Origin of the sequence: Streptomonospora wellingtoniae (genome assembly GCF_031845375.1) — a bacterium.
Taxonomy (GTDB): domain Bacteria; phylum Actinomycetota; class Actinomycetes; order Streptosporangiales; family Streptosporangiaceae; genus Streptomonospora; species Streptomonospora wellingtoniae.
In genome coordinates, this window is the sequence record NZ_JAVREK010000030.1 from 24,605 (window position 1) to 37,777 (window position 13,173).

The following is a 13,173-nucleotide window of genomic DNA, read 5'->3' on the forward strand; positions in this document are numbered from 1 at the left end:
AGCTTCTCTCGAGCCTGCGGGTCCTGGGGCGGCCGGGAGCGCACGCCGTCCACATGCCGTGGCTGTCCCGGCACCGCGGCGATCCGCTGCTGACGCGCCCAGACCACCGGGCCGTCCGCGAACTGGCGGTATACCCTCCCGGTCGTCTCCCGGGGTTCCTCGCGCCAACCCCCGAGTCGCCGCTGGCCGGCATCGACGACGAACTGGCACTCGTCGCGGCGACTCCGGCCGGCGTCCTCCGCCGCGACGTGGAGGCGAGCGCACGGGGCGCGGCCGCGGACGTGCTCTCCCCGCTGCTCGAATCGCCGGGGACGGAACTGCCCCGGCTCGTCGCCGACCTGCGCGCGTACTGGCAGCGCGCCATCGCGCCCGCGTGGCCGCTGATGACGGGCGTACTCGAACGCGACATCCACCACCGGGCCATCGCGCTGGCGGACTCCGGGCCGGGGGCGATGCTGAACGGTCTGCACGAGGACGTCCGCTGGGACCGGGAGAGCCGGACACTGGTGGTCGGCAACCGCTCGGCCGCCGTACGGGAACCGGACCGCACCCTCGTCGGGCGAGGGCTCGTACTCGTGCCGTCGGTCTTCGCCTGGCCGCGGGCCTACGTCAAGACGGCCCATCCGTGGACTCCGGTCGTGAGGTACCCGGTGCGGGGCGTCGGAGCCCTTTGGGAGCCCGCGCAGCCGGACCACGACGTCGCCGCGGCTCTGGGAGCCACCCGCGCCCGCCTGCTCGCGCTTCTGGACGTGCCGTCGACGACGGAGCAGCTCGCGCGGACTCTGCGGCTCGCGCCCGGGGGAGTGTCCGCCCAGCTGCACCGGCTCGTCGCTGCCGGGCTCGCAGCGAAGTCGCGGGTGGGCCGCGAGGTCTACTACGCCCGGACCGCCCGGGGCGACCACCTGCTCGCCTGAGCGCCCGGCGGTGCCGCGCTCCCGGTGGCCTCTCCTCCTCGGCGAGCGCGTGCGGTGCCCGTGTTTCGGACAGCTTTTTACGGCTCCGGATCTCTGTCCGGTTTTCGGACCATTTCTGCACTGTGTGTAGTAGTCCCAGTTCAGGGGATTGTGGTTGGTGCGGCGTGAATCGGTTGGGAACTCCTGATGAATGACGTCACACCCGTCTCGCGGCGCCGTCCTCCGGGGCATGGGCCACCATGGGGCCGACGATCATTCTTGTGCGGAAATGCGCAGGTCGAAGCCGCAATCGGGTGAGAGGAGCGACCTCTCTGCAGACGTAAACGCCATAGGGGGCTTCCTGCTCGGCGGTAGCTTCCTTTCCGGTCGGCCCGCAATCGGCACGTTGACCGTGCCTGTTTCCTGGGTTTTGCTTGTATTGCCCGGCATGCCTCGAACGCCCCTTGATCACGAAGTGTGCCGGGAGTACACCGAGTGGTCCGGCACGAAACACGGAGGAGTATTGGCGGCCGAGATGCGGAACAATGGCGCACTATAGGTGTGGGGTAGACAGGGCATCGGGAATCCGGCCGGTGGACTGTGCCCACGAGGGGATGGGGAGGCGTGATGGCGCGCAAGCCGACCGCGCGACGCGGCGGCGGACCCGTTGAGGAGCCCGCTGAGGCGGACGGTCTCGACGAGTTCGGCGCCCCCCCGCGACGCAGTCGGCGGCCCCGCGCCGGTGCCGGCGGGCGCTGGTGGATCTGGGTCGGCCGGGCGGTGCTGTGGGCCTTCATCGTCGTCGTCCTCTTCAACGGCGTCTGGATGCCGCTGCGCCAGGGAATGGCCGATCCCTCGCCCGACGAGGAGGAGTCCTCCGGCGGGCCCGAGTTCCCCGAGACCGCCGCATCCGGCTTTGCCGCGCGCTTCGCGGACGTCTACCTGAACGCCGGCGGTCTGCAGAGCGAGGAGCGTGCCGACGCCCTGGCCGCGTTCGTCCCCGAAGGCCGCGCCTCGTCCTTCGCCGCCGAGGGGGAGTCCTTCACCGGAGACGACATCGGGGTCGTCGGCATCGAGGTCCGCGACGACCGCAACGCGGTCGTCACGCTCAGCGCCGACGTCAACGGATCGCCGATGAGCCTGGACGTCCCGGTCTACGCGGCCGACGCCGACAACTTCGTCGTCTCGGGGCGGCCGGCCCTGCTCGCCGCACCCGGCCGCGCGCAGCTGCCCGACCCCGAGGTCCCCGAGGCCGACGCCGCGGCCCGCAAGGAGCTTCTCCCACGCCTGGAGCGCTTCTTCGGCGCCTACGCGGAGGACCCCGACTACCTGTCGGACTTCGTCGAGCCCGGGGCCCGGATCGACCGGCTGCCGCCCGAGACTCTGGAGTTCGTCGAACTTGTGGACATCGCCGTCCCCGCCTCCGGTTCGGGGGACAATGATGGGCGGCAGGTCACGGCAGAGGTGGTGTGGCGCCCCGCAGGGGCGGACGAGTCCACGGCCGCCGAGCTCACCCAGAACTACGAGCTCACCGTGGTCAAGGACGGCGAGAACTGGTATGTGCGAGAGATCCATGGAGCCCCGCAGTCGTTCGGCGAATAGCCGCGGCGGCGTCCGGCAGGGCCCTGAAGCCGAGGAGACGAGAAACCATGCAGCGCAGATGTGAGACGCGAGGGGACGGCGACTGACATGCACCCCCTGGTCACGGGTCTCACCCAGGCGATGGCCGACACCGCGGGCCCGATTGCCCTCGCCGCCACCGAGGACGCCCCGGACACTTCCGGGCTCGCCGACTTCCTCCGCGGCTTCTTCGGTCCCCTGTTCCTGGTCATCGTCTCGGTCGTCGCCATTTTCTTCCTGTTCACCAGGGAGATCACCCGATTCGCGCAGTTCATTCTCCTCGCCATCTTCATCGGGATCGTGTTCTACGTGCCGGGGATCATCGAGGTGACCGCGCGGGCCATCGCCCAGGCGATGGGTGTGTCGACCGAGTAGGAGGCCCCAGACGTGGACCTGCCCACGTACACCAACATCTGGCGTATCGAGAAGAAGCTCTACAAGCTGTATGACTTCCGGCTCCCGCAGCCGGTCTCGGTCGTCTACATCGGTGTCGTCGTGGGTGTGGGCTTCGTCTGGGTCATGCTGCTGCGGCTAATCGGCGTCCCGCTGGAGATGCCGCTGCACGTCGTCTACATCGTTCCGCCTTTCGTCATCGCCTTCCTCGCCACCAGGCCGGTCGTCGAGGGCAAGCGGCTCAGCGAGCTGGTCGTCTCCCAGATCCGGTTCATGGCCGAGCCGCGGGTCTTCACCCGGCTGCGCCCCGAGCGCGAACCCGCTGCGATCGAGGTGACGGTGCGGGTCTGGCACCGCGATCCCGAGGCGGGGCCGCTGCCCGCGGTCGCCGCGGACGCCGGTGTGCGCGAGCGCGCCCGGGAGCGCGGCGCGGAGCGCGGCCGGGTCCCGGGACGCCGCACGTCCACCGGGCCGAACCGCACGGCGGGGCAGGCGCCCTCCCTCGCGGGCGCGCTGCCGTCCGCGCCCTTGCGGACCGGCGGCCCGGCCGAGGCGGAGGAGACCGCGCCCGAGCCGCTGTGGGACGACGAGGCGGTCGCCGCGCCGAAGGCGACGGCGAACGGCTCCCGGCCGGAGCCGCCGTACTCCGCCGCGCGACCCGGCGGGGCGACCGCGGTTCCCCTGCCTCCGCAGGAGTCGGAGCCCGAGGTCCGCGACCGAGGCGCCTACGAGCGTTCGGCGGGCGGCGTGGACGAGCGGGGGCGCGAGGCCCGACCGGCCTCCGATCGCGAGCCCGCCGGGCACGCCGCCGCCCCCGGCCTCCTCCCGCTGGAGCCGGAACCGGCCGGCGCGTCCGCGTCCGCGGCGCCCGCGCCGACCGAGCCACCGGACCTCCGCGGCGACTGGGAGCGGGACGACGACGGGGAGCCGCAGCGCGGCGCACGGCGCCGGGGCATCGGGCTCCGGGTCCTCAACTACTTCGGATTCGCCCTCGACCGGCGGCCGGGGCACAGCACCCCGGCCGAGCGCCGCGCCGATCCGGCACCGGGAACGCGTCGGCGCCCGGCGCGCGGCCCCGTCTCCGGGCCCGTGCCCGGCGCGGCCCGCACCCCGGTGGAGCTCGCCGAGCACCTCGCCGCCGCCGAGCGCCCGGCCGGACGCGAGCGCGGGGGTGAGTCGCCCGGCACGGCGGCGCCCGTCTACACCGCCGACACCGCGGACGCTCCGGCGTTCGCCGACCGCCCGGCGTCAGTCGACTCCAGCGCCCGCCGACGGGCCGAGGAGATGATGGCGGCACCGGCGCCCGCCGAACCGGCGCCCTCCGGTGCGGCCCCGCACGGCGCCGAGGGCACCCGCCCTGCCGCCGAACGCGACGGGGCCGCCGCGGCGGCCGAGGGCCCGCAGCGCCGCCTGCGCGGCCGCGCGCAGGGGATGGAGGTCGCCCGCCGGCTGGAGCGCGAGCGGTCGGTCGAGGACGCGTCGGCGCGGCCCGCACGCGGCGACGGCGCTCCGGCGGCGCGGCCGTCCCTGCGCGAGCGGCGCGCCCAGCGCCGCCCGCACGCGGCACCGTGGGACCTGCCCGTTCCGCTGGCCGGAGCCGATTCCGACCGCCCCGACGGCGGCGAGGAGCGCCGCGCTGGCGCGGAACCCGGCGCGGACGGCGTTCCCGGCCACGGCCGGGAGCAGGTGGCCCCCGTCTCCGCCGACTCCCGAAGTCCGGTCGGCGCCGCCCAGGACGGCCCGTGGGCGGCGGCCAAGCCAGCCCTGGAGCTGGACCACGGGACCGGGGAGCACGAGAACCTCTCCGGCGTGCTGGGGGGCCTCCCCGCTCACTCGGCCACGGACGCGCCATCGGCAGAGCACGGGCGCCCCTCCACCGGTGACGAAGACGGAGGCGCGGCCGACCACCACGGCCCCGAGGCCGCACCGCAGAACGGCAGCAACGGTGAGGCCAAGCCGCAGCTGCAGCTCGACCACGGCACGGACGAGCATGAAAGCCTCTCCGGGGTCGTGCGGGTGTTCTCCGTTCCGCAGGACGGAGGCGCCCCGGAGCGGACCGATCCGGGCGCCGATCCCGGGCCGGGAGACGCTTGGGCAGCCGGGTCCGGCGCGCCGGACCCGGCTGCCGCCCAAGCCGGGACCACGGGGACCGCCGAGGCGCGAACCGCCGACGCCGCGGCCGAACCGGAGGCGGCCGGGGACGCCGGTTCCGACACCGGCGATCGCCGCGCGGACGGCGAGGGCGGGGGCGGCCGCGACGACGGACGCGCCGGCGGGAACCGCGGCGCCGGCGGCCCGTCCGGTGCTCCCGGCGAACGGCTGTCGGTCCTGGACCGCCACCTGAGCCGTACCGACACTCCGGCGCCGCGCCCGCCGCGCTTCGCCGAGGCCGGCGGCCACGAACCCCGCCGCCCGGTGGCCTGGTTCACCGACGCCGCCGACCCGCACGGCGCCCCCGCAGCCGCCCCCGGCGCTCCCGGCATCCGCCCCGACCCGGTGTCCGGCGCCGCGGGCGACGGCGGCCGCTCTGACGCGGGCGAGTCGCGGGGTGGAGAGCCGGCGTCCCGGTCGAACGGACACGACTCTGATTCCGAGACCGCCGGTTCCGCCGGTCGGGATGAGGGCGGCGAGCCGGTCGGCGGCGGCGCATCCGGCGAGGGGGCGCCGACTGCCTCCGCTTCCGGTCCTTCAGGCGGGCGCGCAGAGCGAGCGGACGAGGTCGCGCGCGGCGGCGGGGTCGGATCGGGCGAGTCGCCCGGCGGCCACGAGGCCGCTTCCGACGCGAGCCGGGCCGCGGGCGCGGACACGGCCGTCCGCCGCGAGCCCGCGCGTGAGGATGACGGCGGGCACCGCACCGCCGAACGCTCCGGTCATCCGGACGGCGTCGCAGGCGCCGCCGGATACCGGGATGCGGACAGCGCGCCGTCCCGGGGCGCAGACGTCATTGCCGGGACCGGCGACGGCGGTCGAGCCCCCGCCGAGAGGCCGGAGGCCGGGAACACCCCGGTGCCCTCCTCCGGCCTTCCCGACCCCGACCCCGGCCCCGCAGTCGGCCGGCAGTCGCTTCCGCCTCTGGCGGGGCCGCCGCTCGACACCGGGCGGACGCCGTCGCTGCGCGGCGACGCCTCCGCCGCCGCCGACGCACCCGAGGAAGCCGATTCCGGAGCTCCCGCCGGTCGGGCCGCTGCGCCCGGAGCCGAGCGCAGCGCGGCGGCCGCCCAGGGGCCCCTGCCGCCACTGGCGGGCGCTCCCGAGGAGTCCGGAGCCAACGCGCCCGTCCGAGGCGGCGCCGCGGAGGACACACTCCAGCGTGGCCGGGAACCGGGGGAATCCGGCGCGAGAGGTCGGGACGGCGAGGGGGACCGGCAGCCTGCCGCCGCGGCCGGCACCGGTCACCGGACCGGCGCCTCCGCCGCTGCGGCGTCGGTCGCCGTACCCGCGAAACCGCCGTTGGAGCTGGACCACGGCACGGGCGAACACGAGTCCTTCGGCCAAGTGGACGCTCCGCACCGCCGCACGACCGCCGCCGACCTGGAGGCCGCCGAGGCGGCGGCGATCCGGTCGCGCGCCGGCCGCGCCGAGCGGACCGGGCCCCCCGGGGACGCGGACCGCGCCGACGAGCCGGCGCGCGCCCAACCGGCCGACCCGGCCGACGCCGCTTCTGGCCCGGCCGGTCCCGGCCGGGCCGCCGTCGGCGGCGAGACAGCCGACACCGCCGAGACCGCCGACCACCCCGACCGCTCCGACCGGCTCGCACGCACGATCCGGTCCAGCCCCACCGGCGGCTCGGCTCCGCCCGCCCGCGCCCCGGCCGACGACCGGGACGGGGACGACGACCGGGACGAGGGCGGCCCCGGCATCGAACCGGGAACCGCCCAGCGGCGCATGCGCAGCGCCCCCGCGGCCCGCGTCGACGACGGGGTGTTCAGCCGCGTCGCGCAGAACGCCCGCCGCCTCAGCCACCTGTTCGGGCAGACGCCGCCCGGAACACCCCCCGAGTCCCCGCACCGGACCGGCAGCACGCCCGAAGGCGGCACCGCCGAACCGCCCGCTCACCAGGCCGCCGAGCGCCCGCGATCCGCCTCTTCCGACGCCGACAAGCCCGAGCTCCAGCTCGACCACGGCACCGGCGAACAGGAAGGCATGGGCCGAACGGGCAAGAGCGCGTCCTCCCAGCGGGACCAGCCGACCGGCCCCGCCAGTGCAGCTCCCGGCGACTCCGGAGCCACCCGGGGCTGGCGCCGCCTCGCCCGCGTCGTCACGGGCGGATCGGCGGCCGCGACCAAGTCCGACCTGCCCGCAGGCGACATCGAGCGGCTGCGCACGCCGCTGCCGAGCCCGCGCAACGTCGTCGTCCTCGGCTGCACCGGCGGCGCCGGCCAGACCGCCACCACGCTCATGCTCGGCCACACGCTCGCCGCCTACCGCGACGAACGGGTGGTCGCCGTGGACGTCAACCCGGGCGGCGGAGGCCTGTCGCGGCGGATCCGCACCGAGACCCCCGAGACCGTCACCTCGCTGCTGGCCAACGCCGACAGCGTCCACGGCTACGCGGGCATGCGCCGCTACACGTCCCGTGCGGCCACCGGCCTGGAGGTCGTCGCCACGCTCGACGACCCCTACGTGCAGACCCTCGACGACCGCGACTACGCGGGCCTGGCCGGGCTGCTGGAGCGGTTCTACGAGATCACCGTGCTCGACCCCGCCGCGACCGGGGTCGCGCGGTCCCTGCCCGCGGCCGACGGCATGGTGCTCGTCGCGCCCGCCAGCGAGGACGCCGCGCGCGCCGTCGCCATGACCTTCGAATGGCTCGACGGCCACGGCTACTCGGCGCTGCGCTCCACCGCCGTGGTGGTGATCAACGGGGTCAGCAAGCGCAGCCTGGCCGACGTGGACGCCGCCGAGCAGGTGGCCCGCGGACGCTGCCGGGCCATCGTGCGGGTGCCCTGGGACGACCACCTCGCCGCCGGCAAGGTCGTCGACGTCGGTGCGCTCCGGCCGACCACCCGGCGTGCGCACGGAGCCCTGGGCGGGGTCCTGGTGCGCGGCATGGACGGCGGCACGGCGCCCTCGGGCCGGGCCGCTCCGGGCGGCAGGCGGCGCAGCCCTTCGGAGACCCGCGGATGACGCGCTCCAAACACCGGCTCCGCACACGCGGCCCGAGCGATCGCACCACCACACGCACCACTGGGGAGGCCACCCGATGAACGGCAGCAGGAGCGGCAGCCGCCTCTCGGTCCGCTACTTCGACGACCGCATCCTGCTCAGCGACGCCGACGCCTGGGCCTACTTCCGGCTGCCCACGGTCTCCTACGAGTTCGCCACCCCCGACGAGCGCGAGGCGCTGGCCACCAATGTCACCATCGCGCTGGCGGCCATCCGGATGAACGACGCGGAGGTGCACCTGCGCGTGGCCCACCGCACCTACCCGGCGGCCGACTGGGCCACCCGGCTCGACGCCACGTCCGACTCCGGGCCGGGCTGGTTCGACTACCTCGACGAGATGTACCGGCACGTGTGGGCCAAGGACTTCTGGACCAAGGAGGTCTACCTGGGCGTCCGCCTGGGTCAGCGCGGCGGCGTCCGCGGCCAGCTGTCGCAGGGCATGCTCGCCCAGCTGGTCAGCGCCTACCAGCGGACCGAGCAGGTGCTGGGCATGGAGGACGACGCCACCGACGCCAAGGAGATCGCCCGCTGGAGCGAGCAGGCCGAGCGGCTCGGCCGTGCGCTGGCCGCGAGCTCGCTGCACGCCCGCCACGCCACGTCCGACGAGATCGCCTGGCTGATCCGGCACGCGGTCACGGGCACCATCGAGGAGTGGCGGCGCTCGGCCGCCGGCCGCCGCACCTGGGGCAAGGGCGAGATCGAGCAGCTCGTCGAAGGGGTCGTCCACAACGGCCGGTCCATGCTGCGGCTGGACCAGCCCACCGGGTCCACCTACGTCGCCTACCTGTCCTTCTCCCGGTTCCCCGACCTGATGCCCTTCCCCGACGGCGAGCCCTGGCTGCACTACGCCGACGCGCTCCCGTTCCCCGTCGAGCTGTCGCTGCGGATGAAGCTCATCCCCCCCGCGAAGGCGAGCAAGGACGTCGGCCGCAAGCTCGCGCACGCCCGCGACATGGACGCCCACATCCGCGAGGCGGGCGTGGCCGCGCCCATCGCGCTGGCCGAGCAGATCGACGCCGCGCGGATGCTGGAGCACGGCATCACCAAGGAGCGTCTGCCGTTCGTCTACGGATGGCACCGGCTGATGGTGTCGGCGCCCGCCGAGGACCTGCTGGTGCAGCGGGTGGAGGCCGTCGTCGAGCACTACCGCGACATCGGCATCGACGTCGTCAACTCCACCGGCGACCAGTTCTCGCTGTTCGCGGAGTCGCTGCCCGGCGACCGGATCCGGCTGAACGCCTACGCCCAGCGCCAGCCGCTGCGCACGATCGCGGGCGGCATGCCCACGGCCACCATCGACCTGGGCGACCGCCGCGACTCCTCCGGCTCGGGGTGGACCGGCCCCTACATCGGCGAGACCATCGGGCGCGCCCGCTCGGTCGTGCACTTCGACCCCATGGTGGCGGCCGCGCGCAACCGCCCGACGGCGATCGCGATCACCGGCGAGCCGGGCGGCGGCAAGACCACGCTGGCGCTGCTGCTCATCCACCAGCTCGCGCTGCGCGGCGTGACCGTCGCGGCCATCGATCCCAAGGGCGACGCGGAGTCGCTGGTGCGGTTGCTGCAGCGGCGCGGCCGCAAGGCGCGGATCATGTCGATGGCCTCGGCCGAACCGGGGCTGCTCGACCCGTTCTCCTTCGGCGACGACCTGTCCACGCAGAAGACCATGGCCACCGAGACGCTCCGCCTCCTGCTGCCGCGAATGAGCGAGGAGCGGGAGTCGGCGATGATCCAGGCGGTCGCCGCCGTCGCCAACCAGCCGCGCCCGAGCCTCGCCAAGGTCGTCGAGCATCTGGAGGCCTCCGAGGACCCGGCGTCGCGCAACCTCGGCGCGGTGCTGCGGTCGATGTCGGAGATGCGGCTGGCGGGCCTGTGCTTCGACCCGCAGGGCCAGACCCAGATCGACACCGAAGGCTGGACCACGGTCTTCACCCTCGGCGGGCTGACCCTGCCCGACTCCGCCATCCAGCGCGACGACTACTCCTACGAGCAGCGGCTCAGCGTCGCGCTTCTCTACCTGGTCAGCCAGTTCGCCCGGCGGCTTATGAACGGCCTCGACCGCCACCTGCCCAAGGCCATCTTCCTGGACGAGGCCTGGGCCGTGACCTCCACCCCGGAGGGCGCCAAGCTCGTGCCCGAGGTCTCCCGGATGGGGCGCTCGCGCAACACCGCCTTGATCCTCGTCAGCCAGAACGCGGGCGACCTCCTCAACGAACAGGTCACCAACTGCCTGTCCAGCGTATTCGCCTTCCGTTCGAGCGAGCGGTACGAGGTGGAGAGCGTCATGTCCCTCCTCGGTGTCGAGTCCTCCGAGGAGCATCAGGCGATGCTCCGCAACCTCGGCAACGGCGAGTCCATCTTCCGCGACCTCGACGGCCGGGCAGGACGGGTCGCCGTGGACCTGGTGTCCGAGGAGCTGCTGGAGTGGCTGGACACCAACCCCACCCGGCATCGGCCGGACGACATCCCCGAAGACGACGGCGCAGGCGCCGGTGCCCTGGTTGGAACGGGCGGCACCGGCGGTACCACGAGGATGGGGCAGGACCAGTGACCAACACCGCTACGCCGTCGTCCGCAGGGTTCGGGCGAGAGGGCGATTCACCGACCTCGGGAGGCGCGCTGTCGGCCGGGCCGGCGGCGGACGAGCCCCCGTCCGGCCAACTGCGCCGAGGCGCACGGAGCCGGGGGGACGGAAGGAGCGGCGGGGGCGGTGGCTCCGGCCGGGGCGGCAGGAGCGGCCAGGGCGGGAGGCGCTTCAAGCGCAACCTGGTGATGGCCGGGCTGATGCTCGCGTTCCTGATGACTCCGCTCGGCAGCGCGCAGGCCGCACCGGTCTGCGAGGGTGAGCCCGCTCCGCAACCGGAGGCGGCAGGCAGCGGAGCGGACGGCCTGCTGGTGCCGCCACAGGCCGCGGAGGCCGCCGCTGCGTCGCCGGACGGGCTGCCGCCGGACTCCAGCCTGTACGGTCAGTACGGTACTGCCGGGCAGCAATGGCACGTCATTCGTGAGTCCTGCGTCGACAAGATGGGCTCGGCAGCGGTCGCGACATTGAGCAATACTGCGTGGAACCTGTCAAAGACGATCAACCAGTCGACGATCACGGTTTATCAGGCAGCCACCAGCGATGGGCTTCTGGCCAGTTTCAACACGCTGGTGGAAGATGTCGTCATGCAGCTTCGCGAGGGGATATGGCGCCCGCTGCTCCCCACGGTGATCATTCTCGGTGCCGTTTGGCTAGGCTGGTACGGGCTGATCCGCAAGCGTGTCACGCTTACCATCGAGAGCGCGGTCTGGATGGTATTGGCGACGGCGTTGGGGATTTGGATTCTCGTCAACCCTGGCCAAATACTTGGCTATGCGGGGACTATTGTAAATTCGGGCGGCCAGCTCGTGAACTCGGCTATTTCTCGAGTTTCGACTCCCAGTGGTGGAACGGTTTGTCCTGCTACTGCTCCTGAAATAAAAAAGGCAGAATGGGAGAGTCAGAGTGATTTCGCGGTGCGGCAGAACGCTCAGATGCTCTGGGCGGGTCTGGTGTGTCGCCCGTGGATTGCCGGGGAGTTCGGTAGCGGTGTCACCGCCGACACTGCTGCCGAGCAGTACGCGATGCCGCTTCTCAAGTCGCAGGCAATCAGTCGGGTTGAACAGCAGCAGATCAATAACGGCGAAGTCGACGCTGTTGAACTAGTCTCCGAGAAGCAGGAGTCGTATGAGGAGATCGCCAGCTCCATTCAAAGAACCTATCCCGAAGTCTATCCACTTTTTGAGGGGGAGCAGCAGGGTAGTCGCTTAGGAGTGGCGACGCTGGCGTTGTTCGCCTCGGTGTTCGCGGGTGGATTGATACTCGCGGCCTCAGTGGCGTTGATTGTCCTGAAGATCGGATTTCTTCTACTTCTCTTGCTGTCGCCGATATTCCTGTTGATTGGGATTCATCCGGGATATGGAAGGACTGTTCTTCTTCGTTGGTTTGAAATGCTTTTGGGGTTGCTTCTAAAGCAGATATTCGTAATGCTTATCGTCTCTTTGCTTGTCGTGTGCTATGGCCTGGTGATGGCGACGAATCTGGGTTGGGGGCTGCAGATGATCCTGCTTGCCCTCTTCACCCTGGCCTTGTTCATATACCGCCGCCCATTCGCTCATCTCTTCCAGTCGGTGAACGCCAATACCTTCACGTCGCGGATGGTCAGCGACGCCGTGTCGAGCAGTGCTCTCAGCAGAAGTGCCAACGTCCTCCCGCCCGTCGCCTACATGCGGGCCCAGAAGTGGGGGCTCAAGCGGAGCCCTCAGCTCGCTGCGGCAGCGGCGGCGGTCCCCGCCGGCGGCCGGGGAGCGGCCGCCGCGACTCCGGATGCGGGCGAAGCGGGGCGCGGCGGAGCCGCGCCGGACGCGGCCGAGGCCGAGGGCGGCCCTGTCCGCGGCGACACGGGACGTGCGCGCGCCGGCGGAGGGTACGGCCGGGTCAGGGGCAACGCCGCTCCACCGCCGCTCAAGCTCGGCCAGACGCAGGATCAGGACCGGGGTCAGCAGCGTGCCGCCGCCGCGGCCGGCCGTTCCACGTCGGAGGCCCCACGCCTGAGCGAGGCCGCCTCCGGAGGTCCGGGCGGCAGCGCCCGCGCGGCCTCCGCCGGCAGGGGCAGCATCCCTCCGCGTCCCTCCGGCGGCTATACCGGCACGGGCGACACCGGCTGGGCCTCGGTATTCGGTCACGGGGGAGGAGAGTCGCGCTCCGCCCCGCCACGGGGCGCCGAGCAGGCGCCCTCCGGTGAAGGCCGGCGCGGCGCGGACCCGAACACCGGCGCGGGTATCTTCCGCGGCCGGGAGGCCACGCCTCCGCAGGGCAACATCAACCGTAGATCGAGGTGGGGCGGCCCCCGGACCAAGCAAGGGCGCAGCGCTCCGCCTCCGCGCCAGCAGCGTCCGGCACCACCCAGCGAATCCGGCGAAGGCGGTAGCTGGCTCACCGGCTCCCGCGACCGCAAGAACGATGCGCCCATCAGCCCGTTCTGGACCGGTGCGGAGTCCCAGCGCCGCCGGGACGCGCGCCGCGACGTCCCGTTCTGGCTGCGGGACGAAGACTGACCCGATACGCCACGACCGCCCT

At 73.2% G+C, this 13,173-nt stretch carries 6 protein-coding genes; all 6 read left to right on the forward strand.

Translation table 11 applies throughout. From position 1 onward, the window contains the following. The first annotated feature begins 53 nt into the window (after positions 1-53). The 6 genes from RM446_RS22175 (at position 54) to RM446_RS22200 (ending at position 13,151) form a co-directional block, all read left to right on the forward strand. Positions 54-914: an ArsR/SmtB family transcription factor gene (locus tag RM446_RS22175; protein WP_311547343.1), complete on the forward strand. Its 861-nt coding sequence runs from the start codon at positions 54-56 to the stop codon at positions 912-914. Between the two features lie 606 nt (positions 915-1,520). Further along, the gene (locus RM446_RS22180) at positions 1,521-2,495 is read left to right on the forward strand and encodes a conjugal transfer protein (protein ID WP_311547344.1); all 975 of its coding nucleotides are present in this window, start codon (positions 1,521-1,523) and stop codon (positions 2,493-2,495) included. Between the two features lie 120 nt (positions 2,496-2,615). Further along, a complete protein-coding gene (locus RM446_RS22185; RefSeq protein ID WP_311547366.1) occupies positions 2,616-2,888 on the forward strand; it encodes a hypothetical protein in 273 nt (90 codons plus the stop codon). A gap of 12 nt (positions 2,889-2,900) precedes the next feature. After that, positions 2,901-8,033, forward strand: a complete 5,133-nt coding sequence (locus RM446_RS22190; protein ID WP_311547345.1) for a TcpE family conjugal transfer membrane protein — start codon at positions 2,901-2,903, stop codon at positions 8,031-8,033. 76 nt (positions 8,034-8,109) lie between these two features. After that, on the forward strand, positions 8,110-10,623 hold the full coding sequence (locus RM446_RS22195; protein WP_311547346.1) for an ATP-binding protein: 2,514 nt from the start codon (positions 8,110-8,112) through the stop codon (positions 10,621-10,623). 233 nt (positions 10,624-10,856) lie between these two features. Continuing rightward, on the forward strand, positions 10,857-13,151 hold the full coding sequence (locus tag RM446_RS22200) for a type IV secretion system protein (RefSeq protein WP_311547347.1): 2,295 nt from the start codon (positions 10,857-10,859) through the stop codon (positions 13,149-13,151). Positions 13,152-13,173 lie beyond the last annotated feature (22 nt).